General features: G+C 69.1%; 19 protein-coding genes. 10 read left to right on the top strand and 9 right to left on the bottom strand.

Annotated elements, in window-relative coordinates; translation table 11 throughout:
- Positions 1-588 precede the first annotated feature (588 nt).
- From SALPAC3_RS0122790 to SALPAC3_RS0122820, 6 genes are all read left to right on the top strand, one after another.
- Positions 589-1,551 carry a MurR/RpiR family transcriptional regulator gene (locus SALPAC3_RS0122790; protein WP_018223482.1) on the top strand — a complete coding sequence of 321 codons (963 nt, stop codon included), beginning with the start codon at positions 589-591 and terminating at the stop codon, positions 1,549-1,551.
- Between the two features lie 105 nt (positions 1,552-1,656).
- Positions 1,657-3,060, top strand: a complete 1,404-nt coding sequence (gene ngcE, locus SALPAC3_RS0122800; protein ID WP_018223484.1) for an N-acetylglucosamine/diacetylchitobiose ABC transporter substrate-binding protein — start codon at positions 1,657-1,659, stop codon at positions 3,058-3,060.
- A gap of 23 nt (positions 3,061-3,083) precedes the next feature.
- A complete protein-coding gene (locus SALPAC3_RS0122805; protein WP_018223485.1) occupies positions 3,084-4,025 on the top strand; it encodes a carbohydrate ABC transporter permease in 942 nt (313 codons plus the stop codon).
- A gap of 10 nt (positions 4,026-4,035) precedes the next feature.
- The gene (locus tag SALPAC3_RS0122810) at positions 4,036-4,995 is read left to right on the top strand and encodes a carbohydrate ABC transporter permease (protein WP_018223486.1); all 960 of its coding nucleotides are present in this window, start codon (positions 4,036-4,038) and stop codon (positions 4,993-4,995) included.
- Positions 4,996-5,105: 110 nt separating this feature from the next.
- Positions 5,106-6,863: a bifunctional 3'-5' exonuclease/DNA polymerase gene (locus SALPAC3_RS0122815; RefSeq protein WP_018223487.1), complete on the top strand. Its 1,758-nt coding sequence runs from the start codon at positions 5,106-5,108 to the stop codon at positions 6,861-6,863.
- Between the two features lie 268 nt (positions 6,864-7,131).
- Complete coding sequence (locus SALPAC3_RS0122820; protein WP_018223488.1) at positions 7,132-7,725, top strand: nucleotidyltransferase family protein; 594 nt, start codon at positions 7,132-7,134, stop codon at positions 7,723-7,725.
- On the opposite strand, the gene SALPAC3_RS0122825 is transcribed toward SALPAC3_RS0122820, so the two are convergent.
- Positions 7,726-8,628 carry an amidohydrolase family protein gene (locus tag SALPAC3_RS0122825; protein WP_018223489.1) on the bottom strand — a complete coding sequence of 301 codons (903 nt, stop codon included), beginning with the start codon at positions 8,626-8,628 and terminating at the stop codon, positions 7,726-7,728. It lies immediately after the preceding gene.
- Positions 8,629-8,633: 5 nt separating this feature from the next.
- On the bottom strand, positions 8,634-9,443 hold the full coding sequence (locus tag SALPAC3_RS0122830) for a metal-dependent hydrolase (RefSeq protein ID WP_018223490.1): 810 nt from the start codon (positions 9,441-9,443) through the stop codon (positions 8,634-8,636).
- 216 nt (positions 9,444-9,659) lie between these two features.
- Between SALPAC3_RS0122830 and SALPAC3_RS0122835 the strand changes: the two genes are divergently transcribed.
- On the top strand, positions 9,660-10,361 hold the full coding sequence (locus SALPAC3_RS0122835) for an HAD family hydrolase (protein ID WP_026185835.1): 702 nt from the start codon (positions 9,660-9,662) through the stop codon (positions 10,359-10,361).
- Between the two features lie 36 nt (positions 10,362-10,397).
- On the opposite strand, the gene SALPAC3_RS0122840 is transcribed toward SALPAC3_RS0122835, so the two are convergent.
- The 6 genes from SALPAC3_RS0122840 to SALPAC3_RS0122865 all read right to left on the bottom strand — a co-directional run bounded on the left by SALPAC3_RS0122840 (position 10,398) and on the right by SALPAC3_RS0122865 (position 15,577).
- Positions 10,398-10,667, bottom strand: a complete 270-nt coding sequence (locus SALPAC3_RS0122840; RefSeq protein ID WP_018223492.1) for a hypothetical protein — start codon at positions 10,665-10,667, stop codon at positions 10,398-10,400.
- A gap of 47 nt (positions 10,668-10,714) precedes the next feature.
- Positions 10,715-11,146, bottom strand: a complete 432-nt coding sequence (locus SALPAC3_RS0122845) for a RusA family crossover junction endodeoxyribonuclease (protein WP_018223493.1) — start codon at positions 11,144-11,146, stop codon at positions 10,715-10,717.
- A gap of 192 nt (positions 11,147-11,338) precedes the next feature.
- A complete protein-coding gene (locus tag SALPAC3_RS0122850) occupies positions 11,339-12,244 on the bottom strand; it encodes a haloalkane dehalogenase (RefSeq protein WP_018223494.1) in 906 nt (301 codons plus the stop codon).
- A 43-nt stretch (positions 12,245-12,287) separates the two neighbouring features.
- Positions 12,288-13,289, bottom strand: a complete 1,002-nt coding sequence (locus tag SALPAC3_RS0122855; protein ID WP_018223495.1) for a 2-hydroxyacid dehydrogenase — start codon at positions 13,287-13,289, stop codon at positions 12,288-12,290.
- A gap of 329 nt (positions 13,290-13,618) precedes the next feature.
- The gene (locus SALPAC3_RS0122860) at positions 13,619-14,629 is read right to left on the bottom strand and encodes an AraC family transcriptional regulator (protein ID WP_018223496.1); all 1,011 of its coding nucleotides are present in this window, start codon (positions 14,627-14,629) and stop codon (positions 13,619-13,621) included.
- A 30-nt stretch (positions 14,630-14,659) separates the two neighbouring features.
- The gene (locus tag SALPAC3_RS0122865; RefSeq protein ID WP_018223497.1) at positions 14,660-15,577 is read right to left on the bottom strand and encodes an oxidoreductase; all 918 of its coding nucleotides are present in this window, start codon (positions 15,575-15,577) and stop codon (positions 14,660-14,662) included.
- 247 nt (positions 15,578-15,824) lie between these two features.
- On the opposite strand from SALPAC3_RS0122865, the gene SALPAC3_RS0122870 reads away from it, so the two are divergent.
- Both SALPAC3_RS0122870 and SALPAC3_RS0122875 read left to right on the top strand, forming a co-directional pair.
- Positions 15,825-16,634, top strand: coding sequence for an HAD family hydrolase (locus tag SALPAC3_RS0122870; protein ID WP_018223498.1), 810 nt, complete (start codon positions 15,825-15,827; stop codon positions 16,632-16,634).
- On the top strand, positions 16,621-17,322 hold the full coding sequence (locus SALPAC3_RS0122875) for a 2'-5' RNA ligase family protein (RefSeq protein ID WP_018223499.1): 702 nt from the start codon (positions 16,621-16,623) through the stop codon (positions 17,320-17,322). The genes SALPAC3_RS0122870 and SALPAC3_RS0122875 overlap by 14 nt, the downstream gene beginning before the upstream one ends.
- A gap of 10 nt (positions 17,323-17,332) precedes the next feature.
- On the opposite strand, the gene SALPAC3_RS0122880 is transcribed toward SALPAC3_RS0122875, so the two are convergent.
- Positions 17,333-18,310, bottom strand: coding sequence for an alpha/beta hydrolase family protein (locus tag SALPAC3_RS0122880; RefSeq protein ID WP_018223500.1), 978 nt, complete (start codon positions 18,308-18,310; stop codon positions 17,333-17,335).
- Positions 18,311-18,671: 361 nt separating this feature from the next.
- Here SALPAC3_RS0122880 and SALPAC3_RS0122885 point away from each other — a divergent pair, with 361 nt between their 5' ends.
- Complete coding sequence (locus SALPAC3_RS0122885) at positions 18,672-20,000, top strand: MFS transporter (RefSeq protein ID WP_018223501.1); 1,329 nt, start codon at positions 18,672-18,674, stop codon at positions 19,998-20,000.
- Positions 20,001-20,036: the final 36 nt, after the last annotated feature.

The raw sequence follows: 20,036 nt of genomic DNA on the forward strand, positions 1-20,036 counted from the left end.
ACCAAGGACGCTACGACGCAGAATCGTGTTCATCATGAGGGTTGCTCCATTCGGGGGTCGACACCCACACGCACGCCCGAAGGAAAAGGGGGGCCTTCAGGCGGCAAAGGGGCGGGTGCAAGCACCGTCCGGCGCTCAAACAGGGAAGAGAAGATCCTCGGCTACCGCGGCCGGGGGGACACGCACGGCGCCGGGTCCAGATGTAACGACCGGCGGGCCGCCAACATTCCGGGGCTCACGCACGGCTGGCATCCGCCATCGGCGGAACGCCGGCTCGGTCGTACGCATGGTGTAACGCCCTGACGGCGGCCGGGATTCCGCCACCACCGTGCCCCCGACCACACCCCAAACCGGCATGAGTCACGCGAAACCATCTGCAGGGTCCGGGAAGGCTCAAACCACGCGCCCCCCGCCGAGTTGTCCGGATGTGATCACGCCCGGTCGGTGCGGTCCGGGAGCGTGCCGGCCGGCCCGGCGGGTCGGCGCCAAAGATAACGTTTTGAAAACTTCATCCATGGTCTTGACATGAAGTGGGGGTCAGTAAGAAATTTTACCAACAGTAAACTTTCTTTGCGGAAAGAGTCCCGGATGGTTGATCGCGAGGTGGGCACCACCGCGGAGCCCGTGGTGGCCAACGCCGACGGGCTCGACCGCCGCGGCGTCCGTGCTGATGCGGCCGACGGCGTGCTGGCCCGGGTCCGGGCCGGGGTGGGCGACCTGACCGGGGCCCTGCGCCGGGTCGCCGAACACGTGCTCAGCGACCCGGAGGCCGTCACCCGCGCCACCATCGTCGAGCTGGCCGAGGGCAGTGGCACCTCCCCGGCCACCATCACTCGCTTCTGCCGGGCAATGGGCTTCGAGGGCTATGCGGACCTTCGGCTCGGCATCGCCGCCGAGAGCGGTCGGGCCCGCCTGGCCGGTTGGGCCGTCGACATCGGCCGCGAGATCCAGCCCGGTGATCCGCTGCGCCGGGTGCTCGAACAGATCATCGCCGCCGACACCCGGGCGATGCACGACACCGCTGCCCTGCTCGACCTCGCCGAGGTGGAGCGGGCCGCCGCGGCGATCGCCGCGGCGGGCCGGGTGAACATCTTCGGCGCCAGCGGTAGTGCCCTGGTCGGCGAGGAGATGCAGTTCATGCTGCACCGCATCGGAGTCGCCGCCTGGGCCTGGAACGACGTGCACGAAGGGCTGGCTTCGGCGGCCCTGCTGGGAGCCGGGGACGTCGCCCTCGGCGTCTCGTACGGCGGCCGGACCCGGGAGACCATCGAGATGCTGGCGGAGGCCGGCAGCCGGGGCGCGACCACCGTCGCGGTGACCGGCTTCGCCCGCTCGCCGCTCGCCGAGCTGGCGGAGATCGTGCTGCTCACCGCCAGCGGTGCCACCACCTTCCGCCCCGACGCGCTGTCCGCCCGGCACCCCCAACTGGTCGTACTCGACCTGCTCTACATCGCCGTCGCCCAGCGCACCCACGACCGAGCCCACGCGGCCCTGCGACGTACCGCCCAGGCCGTTGAGGGGCACAAGGCGGCGAAGGAGGCCAGCTCATGACCAGCGCACCTCGGTACGTCGAAGCGGTCCCGCTGACCGCCGAGGCCGTACGACGGATTCACCAGTCCGCAGTGGTACCCCCGTTCTACCGCTAAGGAGAATCGCATGTCCGCTACCCCCGATCTCAACCGTCGGACCCTGCTGCGACGCGCCGCAGCCGCGGGTCTGCTGACCATCCCCGCTGCCGGCCTGCTCAGCGCCTGCGCCGGCAGCGAGCCGGCCCAGGAGCAGAGCTCCGACGTCGAGAAGAGCAAGGACAACCCGTTCGGCGTCCAGGACGGCAGCTCCGTCAAGGTGGTCATCTTCAACGGCGGGCTGGGCGACCAGTGGGCCAAGGAGGACGAGGCCGTCTTCAAGGCCAAGCACCCGAACGTCACGGTCAACATGTCCTCGACCCAGAAGATCAAGACCGAAGAGCAGCCGAAGATGGCGACCCAGCCCAGCGACGTCGTCATGAACTCCGGTGCCGACATTATGGACATCAGCACTCTGGTCAACGAGGGTGCGATCGAGCCGCTGGAGGATCTGCTCGCCGCTCCGGCGTGGGACAGCGAGGGCACGGTGGCGGACACCCTGCTGCCGGGGACCGTCAACGACGGCACCTACCAGGGCAAGTTCTACGTGGTGAACGTCGCCTACACGGTTTGGGGCAACTGGTACAACGCCGCCCTCTTCGAGAAGGAGGGTTGGCAGCCGCCGAAGACTTTCGACGACTTCTTCGCTCTCGCGCCGAAGATCAAGGCGAAGGGCATGGCCCCGTACGTCTACGACGCGGTGCACGGCTACTACCCGCGCTGGGCGCTGATGGCGACGATCTGGAAGTCCGCCGGCAAGCAGGCGGTGATCGACATCGACAACCTGAAGGAGAACGCCTGGAAGGCCGACGGGGTGCTGCCGGCCCTGGAGGTGTGGGAGAAGCTGGTCAAGGACAAGCTGCTGCTCCCCGGCCAGCTCGACCACACCCAGTCGCAGCAGGCGTGGCTCGACGGCAAGGCCGCCTTCATCCAGCTCGGCACCTGGCTGAAGAACGAGATGGCGGAGACCATTCCCCCGGGCTTCGAGATGAGGCTGTCGGATTACTGGAGCCTGGGGGCGGGCGACAAGGCGCCGAACGACGTCTACGCCGGTGCGGGCGAGGGCATCGTCGTGCCCTCGAAGGCACCGAACAAGGCCGCCGCCAAGGAGTTCCTGCGGGCGGTGCTCTCCAAGGAGGGCTCGGCGAAGTTCGCCGAGCTGACCAAATCCCTCGCCTCCACCAGGGGCTCCGGGGACAACGTCCAGGACTCGGCGTTGGCCAGCGCCAACGAGCTGATGAGCAACGCTCCGCAGGATCTCGTCTCGGTCAAGTTCTGGAACTTCTACGCCGACCTGGACAAGGAGAGCCAGAACCTCTCCGCGGAGCTGATGGCTGGCCGGCTGACCGCCCAGCAGTTCGTTGACGGCATGCAGGGCGCCGCCGACAAGGTCGCCGGCGACTCGTCGATCAAGAAGCAGACCCGCTCCGCCTGAGCCGAACGGAAAGAGTGAGTCCCATGCGGCATGGTGTCGCGCGTTTCGTCATCGGCTTCCTGGCCCTGCCGGTCGCGCTCTACCTCTTCTACGTGGTCTGGCCATTCGCCCAGGCGGCTGGTTACTCATTGACCGACTGGGGTGGCTACTCCGATCGGCAGCAGTTCGTCGGGCTGGAGAACTACGTCCGGCTCCTCTCCGACGAGCTGATCAGGAAGGCCTTCTGGCACAACGTCTTCTTCCTGGTCACCGTGCCGCTGTTCACGATCGCGCTGGCTCTGTTTCTCGCGTTCCTGCTCAACGTGGGCGGACGCGAGGACAGGGCCGGCATCCGGGGTGTCCTCGGCTCCGGTGTTTACAAGATTATCTTTTTCTTCCCGCAGGTGCTGTCGCTGGTCGTCGTCGCCGTCATGTGGCAGCAGATCTACCGGGCCGACGGGCAGGGCCTGATCAACGGCGTGTTGATGAAGGTCGGGCTGGTCGATCGGGACAACCCGATCGCGTTCACCAATGACCCGGAACCCTTCCTCGGCGTCCCCGCGGTGCTCTGGTGGCTGCTGCTGATCGCGGTCTGGAGCGGCGCCGGGTTCTACATGGTGCTCTTCTCCGCGGCGATGCAGTCCATTCCGAAGGACGTCTTCGAGGCCGCCATTCTCGACGGTGCCGGTCGGTTTCACACCTTCTTCCGGGTCACGCTGCCGCTGCTGCGGGACACCGTCTCGGTCGCCTGGATCTATCTGGGCTTCATCGCCCTGGACATGTATGCCCTGGTCTTCGTGATGACGCCCAGCCAGGGTGGCCCGAACCACGCCAGCGAGATCTTCGCGTCGGTGCTCAACTTCACCGCCTTCCAGAAGGGCCAGTTCGGTTACGCCTGCGCGATGGGTGTGGCGCTGGCGATCTTCGCGATTCTCCTGGCCGCGGCGCAGCTGAAAATCACCCGCCGCGAGCGGATTGAGTACTGAGGAGCCGACGATGAGTACGGTGACCCACGACCCCGGTCCCGTCGGGCCGGATCTTGTTCCGCCGGCCCGCACCACGTCGGCCCGCCGTTCTGGGTCTGGCGGCCGGCGGCCCGGCACGCAGATCTTCAACGGCTTCTCCCACCTGTTCCTGCTGGTCTGGGCGATCATGGTCGTCTACCCGCTGATCTGGGTGGTCATGTCGGCCCTGAAGAGCGACGCGGAGGTGATCCGGCAGCCGCTGTCGCTGCTTCCGGAGACCCTACGCTGGGAGAACTTCGGCCGGGCCTGGACCGAGGGGCAACTCGGCGACTTCTTCCTCAACACCGTGCTCGTGTTGGCGGGTAGCGTCACGCTGACCATGCTGTTCGGTTCGATGGCCGCGTACGTGCTGGCGCGTTACGACTTCCCCGGTAACCGACTGATCTACTACATGTTCCTGTCCGGCCTCACGCTGCCGATCTACCTCGCCGCCGTGCCGCTGTACAAGGGCGTCTTCAACACCGGGGTGTTCTTCCCGCCGCTCGGGCCGAACAAGCACCTGATGCTGATCCTGGTGTACGTGGCGTGGTCGCTGGCGTTCACGGTCTTCTTCATGCACTCCTTCTTCCGGACCCTGCCGAACGCGATCGCCGAGGCGGGTCTGATCGACGGGGCCTCACACACCCGGCTGTTCTTCAGCGTGATGCTGCCGATGGCGAAGCCGGGCCTGATCAGCATCGGTATCTTCAACATGCTCGGGCAGTGGAACCAGTGGTATCTGCCGACGCTGCTGATGCAGTCCGTAGATGGTGAGTCGAAGAACCAGGTCATCGCCCAGGGCCTGATCGACCTGTCGGTCAATCAGGGGTACAAATCCGACTGGTCCGGGCTCTTCGCCGGGGTCACCATGGCGATGTTGCCGGTGTTGATCGTGTACATCGTCTTCCAACGCCAGGTGCAGTCGGGCTTGACCGCAGGCGTCGGCAAGTAGCCTGCCGCCATTCCGGCGAACCGCCGCCCGCCCAGCGAATCCGGCCCACCAGCCCGGTGGATCGGTTGTCGGCCAGCCTCGCGACTGATTTGTTGCCGGGCTGGCCGGCGATGTCGTACCGGGCGGGCAGAATCGCGATCATGGCGGCGGTGGTGGCGGTGGTGGCGGGTGCGGACCATCGACTCCCCGCTGCTCCGGGGGCGGGCACCGGGGTCGGCGGGGGAGTGCTGCAACCGCTCGACGCTGCCGGAGCGCCGATCGGGCTGCCGGAGCAGGTCGCCGACCTGGCTGCCGCGGTGGCCGACCGCGAGCGAAGGGAGCGCCCTCGCTGGGTTTGGGCGTCCGGTGCGGCGCTCTACCCCGTGTTGCTGCGGGCCGGGGTGCGGGTTGACCGTTGCCACGACGTCGAGCTGACCGAGGCGTTGCTCCTCGGCCACGCGGGCCGGTGGGGTGAGCCGCGTTCCCTCGCCGCCGCCTGGGCGCGCCTGACCGGCGCGCCGGTGCCGCCCGATCCGCCGCCGCGGTTGGCCGAGCCCCCGGGCTACGGCCAGGGTGCGCTCTTCGAGTCGCTGCCGGCTCCGCCGGGTCCTGGCATCGCGGCCCTGACCCGGGTCTACGCCGACCAACTCGCTCGGATCGCCGCCACCGAGCAGCCGGGCCGATTCCGGCTGTTGGTGGCGGCCGAGTCAGCGGGGGCGCTGATCGCCGTCGAGTTGGGGGCGGCGGGGCTGCCGTGGCGGGTGGACGTGCACGACGCCCTCCTCGGCGAGCTACTCGGTGCCCCCTCCCCGGTGGGTGGGCCGCCACATCGGCTGGCGGAGCTGGCCGCCCGGATCGCGGCCGCCTTCGACGTTCCGCAGCTGCACGTCGATTCGCCGCTGGAACTGGTGCGGGCGTTCGCCCGGGCGGGGGTGGAGGTGCCGAACACCCGGTCCTGGGTGCTGCGTGGCGTTGACCACCCCGCGGCGCCGCTGGTCCTGGCGTACAAGGAGCTCTACCGGATCTGGACGGCGCACGGCTGGGCCTGGCAGGACGCCTGGGTGCGGGAGGGTCGGTTCCGCCCGGAGTACGTACCCGGCGGTGTGGTCTCCGGCCGGTGGGCGACCCGAGGTGGTGGGGCGCTACAGATCCCGAAGGTGATTCGGCGGGCGGTGGTGGCGGACCCGGGTTGGACGTTCGTGGTGGCCGACGCGGGGCAGCTCGAGCCGCGGATCCTGGCGGCGGTCTCCGGTGACACTCGGCTCGCCGCCGCGGCCCGGGCGGGCGACCTGTACGCCGCTCTGGCCGCCGATGCGTTCGGCGGGGACCGGGCGCGGGCCAAGGTGGCCCTGCTCGGCGCCATGTACGGGCAGACCGGCGGTTCGGCGGCACCGGCGTTGGAGGTGCTGCGGCGTAACTATCCGGCGGCCTTCGGCTATGTGGAGACAGCCGCCCGCAGTGGCGAGGCCGGCGAGTTGGTTCGCTCTTGGCTCGGCCGTACCTGCCCACCCGGCTCGGTCGAGCTTGCTGAGGTGGATTCGGTCCCGGCCGGGGGCGAGGGGGGTCGGTCGGCGCGGGCGCGGGCGCGTGGCCGGTTCACCCGGAACTTCGTCATCCAGGCCACCGCCGCCGAGTGGGCCGCGACGCTGTTGGCCATGCTCCGGGGGGAGCTGGCTGGCAGCGACGCCAGGCTGGCCGGCGGCGACGCCGAGCTGGTCTTCTTCCAGCACGACGAGGTGATCGTGCACTGCCGCGCCGAGCGGGCCGCGGCGGTGGCCGCGGCGGTGACCCGGTGCGGGGAGCGGGCGAGCGCGTTGCTTTTCGGGCGGACGCCGGTGCGTTTCCCGCTCGATCTCTCCACCGTTGAGTGCTACGCCGACGCCTACTGACACCGGTCCTCGGGGTGTGGGCGGGCTGGCGGGCCGGAGCTGCTGGTTCGGCCCGCGCCCGGGGACGCTGTCAGTCCCGGGCAGCGCCGTCAGTCCCGGCCACACACCTGACTCTTGCCTTTTGTCTCTAATGGTCGGAATATCCGATTCACGGCCGGAACCTGAACGCTGACTGCTCGTTGGGTCCGTTGTGCGTCCCGGACCGGGCGGGTGGCCTGCCCGGTCCGTTACCAAGACGGAGGTGGCACCGCTGAACCGGACCGCAGGAATGATCATCGCCGCGGGTGGCGGGCGCCGGATCGGTGGCCCCGAGGCGCTGCTGTGCCAGGGCGAGAAGCCGCTGGTGAGCACGATGATCGACACGATGACGGCGGCGGGCTGCGAGCAGATCGTGGTCGTCCTCGGCGCCGCCGCCGACCAGGTACAGGAAACCGCTGACCTCACCCCGGCCACCGTCGTGGTGAACCGGGCCTGGGGAACCGGAGTGGGCTCCTCGATCAAGGCTGGCCTCGCGGCGATCGACGACGACGCCATCGAAGCGATGGTCGTCGTTCCGGTGGACATGCCGGGCCTGACCGCGGCGGCGGTCCAGCGGGTCGCCGCACTGCCGTACCCGGACGTGCTGGTCTGCGCCACCTACGGCGGACTGCGCGGCTACCCGATGCTGTTCGGCCGCCGGCACTGGTCCGGCATCGCCACGCTGGCCAGCGCGGACGTCGGCGCCCGTCCGTACCTGCTGGCACACAAGGACCAGATCGTCGACATCTCCTGTGACACCGTCGCCGACGGCAGCCGGGTCGACAGCCCGGAGTTGATGGCCCTGTACGGGTTGACCATCCCGCCGCAGCGGGTCGGCGCGTAGTCAGCCCGGCAGATCGAACAGGTCGGCGGCGTTGGTCCAGCACACCCGCCGCAACCAGGCGTCGCCCAGGTCGAGTCGGGCCAGCGCGGTGAGCTGGGCGGCGTACGCGTAGGGCAGGTTGGGAAAGTCGCTGCCGTGCAGCACCTTGCCAGCCAGGCCCAGCTCGCGTAGCCGGGGCAGCTCCGCGGCGGGGAAAGGCACGGCCTGGTCGAAGAACGGGGTGAAGGCCATGGTGGTGTCCAGCCGTACGTTCTCGTACCGGTCGGTGAGGTCGAGGAAGGCCGTGTAGTCGGGTGCGCCGAGGTGCGCCACCACCGCGGCGAGTCGCGGGTGCCGGGCGAGTAGGGCGGCGAAGGGGCCGGGGCCGGTGTGTGCGGTACCGGCCGGAGCGTGTCCGGCGTGCACCACCACCGGCACCCCGGCGTCGGCGAGCAGCCCCCACACCGGATCGAGCAGCGGATCGGTCGGGGCAAACCCGCCGACCTGCACGTGCACCTTGAACACCCGGGCACCGGCGGTGAGCGCCTCGGTGACGTAGTGGGGTGCCGCCGGCTCGGGGAAGAACGTGGCCGAGGGGAGACAATCCGGGTTCGCGCGGGCGAAGTCGAGGGTCCAGGAGTTCAGGTCGGCGGCCATCGCGGGGCGGTGCGCGTACGCCAGGGCAGTGAACGCCCGTACGCCCATCCGGCGCAGGTGCGCCAACCGCTCCGCGTCGCTCCACCGGTAGCGGATGGGCCAGGTGGTACCGAGGAGTGGACCGGCCCCATCGAAGTACGCCCACACCCGACGCAGCAGCCGGGGCGGGAGGAAGTGCACGTGCACGTCGGCGATGCCGGGTAGGCCGAGCCCCTGCCAGAACGCCGGGACGTCGGCGTCGTTGGCCTCGTCGATGGTCACCGGCACCGCCGTCAGACCTCGATGTTGAAGCGATTGAGCAGGTGCGGGGCGACCAGCCCGATGGCGGAGAGCACCGCGACGATGGTGAGCGCGGTCCGGACGAACACCACCTCGGTCTTGCCGCCCGCCCGGAGTGCGATCGAGTCCGGCAGACTGATCATCCGCCACATCCGACGTTTGATCGGGATTGGCCAGAGGATCGGCACCCCGGCCCGAGTGATCATGTCGCCGAGGATGTGGACGAAGCAGCCGACGCCGACGGCCAGCCCGATCATCGGGTATCCGCGGTCTCCCGGCAGGGTGGCGAAGGTGAACCACGCCGCGGCGAGCGAGGCGAGGGTCACCACGAGCCAGCCGGCGCGTTCGGCCCAATCGTCGAAGAGGCCGCGCAGGGCGAGACCGAACATGAAGAAGAGGATGCCGATCACGGCCCACTTGCCGTACGCGGCGCAGAGCGCGGTGGTGCCCCAGCCGACCAGCACGGTGAAGGGGATGGTGTGGGTCAGGGTGCGGTGCCCGTTGGTGCGGCGCGGGTCCCGACTCAGCTTCGTCGCATAGTAGACGCCGAGCGACACCTTCTCGGTCACCTCGGCGACGAAGAGGGAGACGACGCCGAAGGTGCGGGCGACCGTGGCGCCACCCTGGTTTCGGGTGACCTTGCCGGAGAGGTCGAGGTCCGGAAAGAGCGCACCCCCCGCGCAGACCGCGGTGCCGACGGCGAGTGCGAGCGGCGACTGCTCGTAGCCGGCGAAGTGGTCCAGCGCCAAGGAGCCGGCCAGCCACACCGTCGCGCCAGACAGCGCGTGCGACGGTCCCATCATGCCCGCTCACCCTCCCCGGATCCCGGACGCCCAGCAGCTACGTCACTGTAGTGCAGTGGGGGCACCACTCGGGAGCGCACCCGCCTCCGAACGGGACGGTACGGTCCGGAGGAGCTCGGATCCGGCCGCTGGCTGCCCCGGCCCTGGGGCGAGAAATGAGGTGACCGGGTTGGTGGGGGCGGCTACGGTGGCGCCGATTGTTGACGGGAGGGCGACATGACAGGTGCACGCCGACACGGGCAGGTGCTCATCTTCGATGCCGACGACACGCTCTGGGAGAACAACATCGTCTTCGAGCGGGTCATCGAGGACTTTCTGACCTGGGTGGAGCACCCGACCCTGGAGCGCACCGAGATCCGTACGATCCTCGACGACATCGAGCGGGCCAACGCGGTCGTGCACGGCTACGGCAGCAAGGTCTTTCTGCGCAGTCTCGGTGAGTGTTTCGAGCGGCTGCGGGAGCGGCCGGCCACGGCCGCCGAGCGGCGGGGAATCGAGGAGCTGGCCGTCGCCCTGGTCGAGCACCGGGTGGAGCTGATGCCGGGGGTGGCCGCGGCGTTGGACGAGTTGGCCGGCCGGCACGAGCTGTTCCTGCTCACCAAGGGCGACCAGGAGGAACAGCAGCGAAAGCTGGACGCCTCGGACCTGCTGCAGCACTTCCGGGCCGCGCACATCGTGCCGGAGAAGGACGTGACCACCTACCGGTGGCTGGCCAATGAGCACGACTTCGCGCCGTCGCGTGCCTGGATGATCGGGAACTCCCCGAAGTCGGACATTCTTCCGGCTCGGGCGGCTGGCATGAACGCCGTCTACCTCCCGAACGAGCACACCTGGGTGTTGGAGGACGACGCGTTGGACCACGACGACGCGGCGGTGCTACACCTCACCGCCTTCCCCGACCTGCTGCGTCACTTCTGATGTGGAGCGCTCCGCCGCTGCTGGTGGGCGGAGCGCTCACACGTCCGTGCCGCGGACGATTGCCACCGCCACCCGACAGAACTCGTCCATGTCGGGCTGGAACCCGGCCGCGATGTCCGGGTGTAGACCGGAGCGGGTCTCGTCCAGCAGCCGTTGGCAGACCTGCTCGACCGGCTCGCCGGCGTAGCTTTCCCGGACCCGGTCGGTGGCGGCCTGAAGCGCCGAGGTCAGCTGCTCCTCCAACGGGCCACGCAGCTTCTTCTGTACCGGGTCCCGGGGATCCAGCGTGACGTGTGGCTCGGACATCGGCGCTCCCTTCCTCGGCGACCGGGTACCCCGCCCGTTGGCGTCGGTTACACCGCGGTCGGCACGGCGGCGACCCGCACCTCGTACGAGTAGTCCTCCGCCGGCTCCTCCCGGTACGTCATTGTTCTGATCTGCCGGTCATCGTCGTAGAGTGCGACGTCCACCAGGACGCCGAGGTGGGCCAGACCGATGCTGGCCACCCGCTTCTTGTCCTGGAGCACCGCACACACCCCGCCGAGTAGCGTGCTGGCGTCGGATGTGCGGTGCCCCGGCGGGCAGCGCAGCACGAGGTCTACTTCGATCGGCCCGGACAACGGGGTCCAGCCGGTGTGCTGAGCCGCCGCACAGGCCGCTTGAAGTAGGGCACGGACCCTCGTTGCCTGCCGATGCCCGGCGGCGAAGATGGACAACGCTTCGGTTTTGACCGGTGGCAGGCCGCTCACCTTGACGGTCAGGGCGACAGCGCGGGTGTCCTGCACAACGGCACCTCCTTGTTGCGGACGATCCTGCCCAATCAGCGACGCAGCGGTGTGGGTTCGCCGGAAAACCGGCCGATCGGGCGGGCAGGGTTGGCCGAGGCGTGTCGACGTCGCTGGCGAACGCGCAGGTAAGGCTAGTCCACCTGGTGCGCTCTGGGTAACTGTTCGCTCACTCGACGAGATGTTGCCCGGCTAGGATGCGGTCGAGGTGGACCGAATGAACTCCACGATCACCTTACCGAGCTGCTCTCCCGCGTCCTCCTGGAGGAAGTGCCCGGCTCCCCTGAGCACCGGGTGGTCGAGTCCGGCAGCACCCGGTACGCTGCGGCGCAGCACCGGTGCCATCCCCCCGGTGATCGGATCCTGGTCGCTGAACGCCACCAGGAACGGGCGCTCCCAACGGGAGAGTTCGGTCCAGGCGGCGCGGTTGGCGGTGCTGGCCGGATCGTCTGGTGCGGTCGGCACCAGGGTGGGCATGGTGCGGACGCCGGCGAGGTAGGACTCGTCCGGGAACGGCGCGTCGTACGCTGCCAGCTCCGCCTCGGTCAGCTCGCTCTGGCAGCCCGACTGCACCAGCCGGGACACCGTCAGCTCGGGGGCCGTCTCGACCATCCGCCGGAACTGCCACCAGAGCTCCGGCATCGGCTGATCACCGGTGGGCAGCCCGGTGTTGGCAGCCACCACCCGGGCGAAGCGGTCCGGGTGCTCGGCGACCAGGCGGAGTCCGATCAGGCCGCCCCAGTCCTGCCCGACCAGCGTCACCCCGGTCAGGCCCAGCTTGTCGAAGGCGAAGCTGCGGATCCACTCGACGTGCCGGGCGTAGCTGTGCTCGCTGCGCTCGGCCGGCTTGTCGGACCGGCCGAAGCCGATGAGATCCGGTGCGATGGCCCGCAGTCCGGCGTCGGCAAGCACCGGGATGACCTTCCGGTACAGGAATGACCAGCTGGGTTCCCCGTGCAACAGCAGCACCGGTTGGCCATCCGCCGGGCCGGCCGTGACGTAGGCCATCCGTAGGCCGTCCAGGTCGACGTGGTGGGGCTCGTAGGGGAAATCGGGCAGGTTGGTGAACCGGCTGTCCGGAGTACGCAGTGCAGACATGGCAGTCAATATCGCACAGTGCGCCGGTGTGCGGTTAGCGCGCTCAGCGGACCCGGGCCGACTGGGAGACGGCGTCCGCCCCTTCCCGCTCGATGGTGGTGAGGCTGTCGATCGTGGTGGCGGCGATGTTGCGCATCGCGTCCTCGGTAAAGAAGGCCTGGTGACCGGTGATCAACACGTTGGGGAAGGTGTTGAGCCGGGAGAAGTCGTCGTCATCGAGGACCCGGTCGGAGAGGTCCTCGAAGAACAGGTCGGTCTCCTCCTCGTACACGTCGAGACCGAGATAGCCGATCTGGCCGTTCTTGAGCCCGTCGATCACCGCCCGGGTGTCCACCAGCGCCCCACGGCTGGTATTGATCAGCATTACCCCCCGGCGCATCTGGGCGATCCGTTCGGGATTGATCAGGTGCTCGGTGTCCGGGGTCAGCGGGCAGTGCAGGGTGATGACGTCCGAGTCGCTCAGCAGGCGGGGCAGCGGCACGTACTCGATCCCGGCCGCGGCCACCGCGTCGTCCGGGTACGGGTCACTGGCGATGACCCGGCAGCCGAACCCGGACAGGATGCGGGCCACACAGAAGCCGATCTTCCCGGTGCCGACGACGCCGACGGTCCGGCCGTGCAGGTCGAAGCCGAGTAGCCCGGTGAGCGCGAAGTTGTGCTCCCGGACCCGGTTGTAGGCCCGGTAGACCTTGCGATTGAGGGCGAGGATCAGGGCAACCGTGTGCTCGGCCACGGCGTACGGGGAGTACTCCGGCACCCGGACCACGGTGAGGCCGAGCCGGCGGGCGGTGGCCAGATCCACGTGGTTGAAGCCGGCGGAGCGGAGCGCGATCAGGCGGACGCCGTCCGCGGCCAGCCGCTCCAGCACCTCGGTGCCGAGGTCGTCGTTGACGAACGCGCAGACCGCCGCTGCGCCGCTGGCGAGCTTGGCGGTCTGCGGGGTCAGTCGGGGCTCGAGGAATTCCAGGTCGTGGCCGTCTGCTGGGTTGGCTGCCGACAGGAACTCCCGGTCGTACGGCTTTGTGCTGAACACCGACACGCGCATCAGGAACCTCCCGGTGAAACCCTACGGCCTGTGTGTTTGCCCGCGAAGGGCGGGTTGTCGACTGGGATCTACGGCGGCTGACACCGCCCGGCCCCGCCGTGGGTTGACGCTGATCGCAGCCTCCGCGTGCGTCATCGTCGCCGGGTTGGTGACTTTCGGTGTGGGCTCGCTCGGTGCCGGTCTGGGCTGCTGCTCGGCGGTGGGGTCACCTGTACGGCCCGGGCGTGGTGGTACCCGGGATCGCCTGGCGACCTGCCGACGGTGCGGCGGCGAGGACGGTAGCTCGTCGGCCGAGGCGCACCCAGGTGGAAACTGGACAACGCCCCGCTCTACGGCCGGTGCCACCGCGTCCCGAGTTCTGCTCGGGCGTCGAGTGGGGTACGTCCGGTCCAGGCGTGAAACGCACGGTAGAACGAGCTGGGTTCGCCGTAGCCGAGGAGGAACGCGATCTCGGCCACCGAGAGGTGCCCTTCGCTGAGATAGCGGTGGGCGATCGCTCGCCTGGTGTCGTTGAGTACGGTCTGGAAGGTGGTGTCTTCGCTTTTCAGCTGACGTTGCAGGGTGCGGGTACCCATCATCAGTTCGCGGGCCACGCCGTCGACGGTGCCCCGGCCGCTGGGCAACAGTTCGAGCAGGGCGGCCTGTACCCGTTGACGTACGGTGGAGCCGCGCTCCAGGTGGGCGAGTCGTCTGCGGAGCTCCGGCTCGAAGAACTCCCACATCGGCTCGTTCGCGGTGAGGAACGGTCGGGCCGAGTCCCGGGCGCTGAAGGTCACGGTGAAACGCTCGGTCTGCCGTACGCGGATTCCGAGGTAGTCGGCGAGTGCGGCGGCGGCGGACGGTGGCTGGGCGCTGGTGACGGCGATCGGCACCACCCTTGTCCGGGTGGCCAGTCGGGCCAGAGCGACCCACCAGACGAGCTCGGTCGTCGTCAGGACTTCCGGGGGCCGGTGGTGTGGCGGCCAGTGCAGTTCCACCTCGAGCCCTGCACCGGTGGTGGTGATGGTGAGTCGTAGCGGTCCGATGAGCGCCTTGTACCTGGCGATGCGGGCAGCGGCCACGCTGAGGTTCGGGCTGCACAGCGCCGCGAAGAGCGGCGGATGAAACGCCTCGACGGAGATGGCCTGACCGATGCGGATCGGCAGCCCTGGGTCGGCGGCCTCGGCGGCGACCGCCTCCCACAGGGTGAAGAACCGCTCTGGTGCGAGGGTGGCCGGGCCGTCGGACAGCGTGTTTCCCGGCAGCCCGGCCCGGCGCAGGATGTTGCCGACGGACAGGCCCAGATCGGACAGCAGCACCCGGGCGTTCGGGTCCAGTCGGTAGTGCTCGGTGGTCGGCATGGTGTGCCCTCCCTGGTCGGCCTCAGGGGCTCACACCGTGAGTGCAACGCCCGTCTCTCGTTCAGAGACCTGCCACAGCGTGCGGATGGCGGCACCGGCCCCGGGGCGTAGGACCGGCAGCCGGACGGCGCGGCCGCTGTTGACGAACCGCGGGCCGTAGAACTGGCCACCCCTGGTGTCCGGGTCGGTGGCGGCGCGGATCTGGGGCATCGCGCCGTTGACGACCCCCATGCCGGTGCGCCGGGCCATCCAGGCGAAGAGGGCGCCCAGCCAACCACCACCACCCTGTTCGACCGTGTGGACCTGTAGGTCGCTGCTGGTCAGGCCTGGGTGCGCGAGGAGGCTCTGGGCCTTCGCTCCGGCCCGGTCGAACTCCTGTTGCAAGCCGATGGCGAAGTGGTAGTTGGCGAGCTTGGACTGGCCGTAGGCGCGCCACGGGCCGTAGGTGCCGTTCAGGTGTGGATTGTTCGGATCGACCGAGCGCCCGAAGTGGTGGGCTGTTGACGTCACGGTCACGACCCGGGCGGCGGGAGCGGCCAGGATTGCCGGCATCAGCAACGCCGTCAACGTCCAGTGCCCGAGGTGGTTGACTCCGAACTGCATCTCGTACCCGTCGGTGGTCCGGCGCTCTGGCAGCGCCATCAGCCCGGCGTTGTTGACCAGGATGTCGATCTGGTCGTGCCGGGCCAGGATGTGCTCGGCGGCCTGTCTCACCGACGCCTGTGAGCCGAGATCGAGCTCGACCAGTTCCAGGGAGGCGGTCGGGGTCTCCGCCCGGATCTTCGCCACCGCCTTCGTCGCTTTGTCCTGATTACGCACCGCCATCACCACATGCGCACCCCGGCTGGCGAACACCTTCGCGGTCTCCAACCCCAGGCCCCCGTTCGCGCCGGTGACCACCGCCGTGCTGCCGGTCAGGTCCGGAACAGATTCGCGAGTATATTCCACCGAACCTCCCCCTTTGGTCGTCCGTGTCAGCAAGTCTGATCCACGAACGGCGCCACGGCACTGGCGGAATACGCCAATCTCGTATCACATGACGACAGGGCTCGTGTCGCTTGCCGCCGTCGTACCCCGGTATCAGCCTGGGGTCTGCCCCGTACCACTCGGGTGTCGCGGTGACCTCGCCGCCGGGCCAGCCGCAGATACGGCTAATCGGTCCGTACCCGGTAGGACCGGTGCTAAAACGAATCACGTGATTGCCAAGGGCGAGCGAACTCCATCCGTCGAGCACGGTGACCACACCGGACGGGAGTCTGCGCCCGGTGCCGCCGGACCGCTGCTGGTGCTCTGGGACATCGACGGCACCCTGATCGACAACGGTGGGGTGAGCAAGGAGGCGTACGCGTTGACCTTCACCCGGTTGACCGGCCGGCCCCCGGAGCACCCGATTGTTCCCGCGGGCAGGACCGATCCCGCGGTCCTGCGGCTGGTGCTGCGACAGCACGGCATCGACGCCACACCGGATGTGATGGCACAGGCGGTTGAGGAACTGAACAGAGTGTTCGAATCGCTCACGTCGCGGTTGGCGGAACGTGGACACGTCCAGATGGGGGCACCGGCGGCCATCGCGGCGTTGGCCGGGCGGGGCGACGTGGTCCAGTCCGTGCTGACGGGAAACACGCGGCACAACGCCCAGGTCAAGGTCTCCGTATTCGGGTTGGCCGGTGCCCTCGACTACGAGGTGGGCGCGTACGGCTCGGACACCGAGGTGCGTGCCGACCTGGTGCCGGTCGCGCGAAGGAAGGCCACGGCGAAGTACGGGATCCCATTCCCGCCGGCCCCTACGGTGCTGATCGGGGACACCCCACGGGACATCAGGGCTGGTCGGTCCAGCGGCGTGTTCGCGGTGGGGGTGGCCACCGGCGCGTACGGTGTCGACGCACTGACCGCCAGCGGAGCCAACGCGGTTCTTCCCGACCTCCGAGACACCAGCGCCGTGGTCGGTGCGGTGCTCGGGGCGCGGCGCGACCGGCCGGGGAGGCCCACCGATGAGACGGGTTGACGGCGCCGCGGACCGCCCCGACGAGTACGGGTACATCCGGTCGGATTGGCACCGTTACCGACAGCTGGACCGGCTCGTCAACCACTGGGAGCGGCCCGGCTGGGAGGCGGGCCGCCGCTCCTACCACTGGATTGTTCGGTTTGACGGGCGCCCGGCGGTCCAGCGGCTCGTCGAGCGCTGTCAGGCCCGGCTGGGGCACCTGGAAACCCTGGATCTGGTTCCCGTCGAGAGTCTGCACCTGACCGTGCAACGGGTCTCCTTCACCGACGAGATCACCAGCTCACAGGCGCTCGCGGTGGCCGCCGCGGCCACCGGGCGGTGTGCGTCCATCCGGCCTTTCGCCGCGACGGTCGGCCCCCTCACCGGATCGGCGAACTCGGTCTTTCTGAGCGTGGGCCCGCACCGGCCGTTTCACCTTCTCCGGCACGCCGTGGTCGCCGCGACCGCGCACGTGCGAGGAGCCGGGGCCGTACCTGACCACCCTACGACCTTCGATCCACACGTCAGCATCGCCTACAACCGTCGACCCACCGTCGCGAAACCGGTGATCGAGCAGGTGGCGACCGTGCGGTCGATCCCGCCGGTGGTGGTCCAGGTCGAGACCGTCAGCCTGGTCGAGCTGCGGCGTGACGACCACACCTACCTCTGGCGGCTGATCGCGGCCGTTCCGCTGGCGGCGCGGGGATAGCGCGCCCCGGCTACCGTGCGGGCGTGGACTTGGACTCGACGCGGCCGACCGGGTTGGGCCCGCCGGTCAGTTCGTCCTGTGCCTCCTGCCAGGCCGGTACCCCGGGGTAGAGGGTCGAGCGGAGGTAGGCCCCGGTGAGCCGCTGGACGGCGGCGACCCGCGCGGGGCTCTCGTCCGTGGTCTCGGCCACGTCGTATCCGGCGACGCCTCCGAGCCCATGCTCCGCACCGAAGAGAGTGAGCAGGGACTTGGGGCCGGGGGCGAGGAAGTAGGGGTCGGTGTGCCATTGCGGGCCCAGGACCGTCAGGTGGGCGGAGGTGTCGTGGTCGCCGGCGACCACGAGCGCGGGTGTCGTCATCGTGGAGAAGTCGGTGGTGGCGAAGAAGGAGTAGTTGTCGCGCGTGAAGTCGGTGAGGGCGTCGCCTCCCCGGCCGGGCGCGGCGAGCAGCACACCCGCCTTGATCCGGGGCTCGGAGAGGTCCACCTCCGTTCCGTCGTGCGGGTCGGTCAGCCGTGCGCCCAGCAGCAGGCTCGCGGTGTGTCCGCCCATCGAATGCCCGGCCACGGCGACGCGGTCCCGGTCCAGGCGCCCGGATAGCTGCCCGATGGCGGCCTCGATCTGGTCGAGCTGGTCGAGGATCCGTTTCATGTCCTCACCCCGCGACCGCCAGTACAGGGGGGCCTCGGGAGCACCTGGGTCCAGGCTCAGCGTTCTTGAGTTGAGGTGGGTGGGCTGGATGACGACGAAGCCGTGGGCCGCCCAGTAGTTCGCGAGCGGGGCGTAGCCGTTGAGTGAGGACAGGTGGTGTGAGGGGCCGTGCCCGTGTGACAGGAGGAGGATCGGTAGCTCGCCTCCGGTCGTGGGCGCGGAGACGCGCACCTGTAGATCCACGGCTCGGCCGGGAGCTGGCAGCACCACTGGACTGACGGACAGGACGGGGGTGGGGTTGACACCGAAGGTGTAGGCAGGCTGCGTCGGCTCACTCATCTCGTCTGGTCCTCTCGTTGGATAGCCCGTCTCGGCTGCCCGCGCGGGGCCTGGTGCCCCGGACACCAAAACGGAGCGCCGTTCCGCAACGATACTATACGGATCGTCGTTCCGTTTCATCAACGCCGGGGCCTCCCCCGCAGCGGTGGGGCGCGGACGAAGCCCGGCGTCGCCGTCGCGGGTGCCGCCGGTGACGGTGGGGTGGGCCGACTCCTCGAAACGACCACGCGGCGGCAGTTGTGCCGACCCGCAGTTACGGCAGATTACTCGTTGCCCCAATCTGGCAACAGCAGCATTGTCGCATTCAACTTCGGTCGGTAATCTCCTCGGCGGGGAGCTTCAGAAAGGCGATCGAATTATTGTGCGTGAATTGTTGTGTAACCGTACCTATCGATGGCTGTTCACCGCCCAGATAATCGCACTCATCGGCAGCGGACTGGCTACGGTGGCGCTCGGGCTGCTCGCCTATGACCTCGCGGGCGCGCGGGCCGGAGCGGTCCTCGGCACCGCGCTGGCGATCAAGATGGTCGCGTACGTGTGTGTGTCGCCGCTGGTGGGAGCGGTGCTGGACCGGGTGCCACGGGGCGGGGTGATGGTGGCTGCAGACCTGGTCCGGTTCGGCGTCGTCCTGCTGCTGCCGTGGGTCGAGGCGATCTGGCAGATCTACCTGCTCATCGCGGTGCTGCAGGCCGCGTCGGCCACTTTCACGCCGACCTTCCAGTCCGTGCTCCCGGATATCATTCCGGATGAGGGGGACTACACGAAGGCGCTCTCCGCGTCGCAGCTTGCCGTCGCACTGGAAAATATCGCCAGTCCGGTCATCGCCGCCGCGTTGCTGCTCGTTCTGAAGTTCAATCTTCTGTTTGTGGGGACCGCGGTGGGATTTCTCGCCTCCGCGCTGTTTGTCGGCGCGGCAACGGTGCCCAGGGCGCAACGTAGTAGCCGGGTCCGGTTCTCTGAGCGCCTTTTCGTGGGGATGCGGATGTTCGCGGGCGCGCCACGGTTGCGGGCGGTGCTGGCGTTGAACATGGTGGTCGCGGGCTCCGGAGCCGTCACTCTGGTCAGCACGGTCAACGTGGTGCGTGACCTGCTGAACGCCACCGAGGCGCAGGTTCCACTTCTGCTCGCCGTCTCCGGTCTCGGCAGTGTCGCGGCGGCGCTCGGCGCGCCGCTGCTGCTGCGCCGACGCACGGATCGAGGTGTGCTGCTCATCGGGGCTGGCACGGCTCTGCTCGCCCTCTCCGGATCGCTGCTGTTGTCGACGTCGCCATCCTGGCCGTTGGCGATGGGTGTCTGGCTGCTCATCGGTTTCGCCGGTGGCCTGATTGTCGTCACGGTCAACCGGGTGCTGCGCGCCTCGTCGGCGGTCGCTGATCGGCCCGCGTTGTTCGCCGCCCAGTTCTCCCTGTCCCACCTCTGCTGGCTGCTCACCTACCCCCTCGTCGGCTGGGTCGGCGCGGGCGCCGGCTTGACCACGGCGTGGGCGCTCCTGGCGGGCTTGGTGCTCGTGGCGGGGCTCTCTGCCCGCCGGCTCTGGCCCGCTGGCCTTCCCGAAGTGTTCCGGCACCAGCACGGCGTCGGCGCCGATCGCGCGCACCTGGCCGATGCCGAGTGGAATGGAGTGGCGTGGGTGCACACCCACCGGGTGCTGATCGACGTCAACCACACTCGATGGCCCCAGCCGGTGTGAGTAGTGGACCTGATCATGGCAGTCATTGTGATAGCT

The organism is Salinispora pacifica DSM 45544 (assembly GCF_000378845.1).
In the GTDB taxonomy this organism is placed as follows: Bacteria; Actinomycetota; Actinomycetes; order Mycobacteriales; family Micromonosporaceae; genus Micromonospora; species Micromonospora pacifica.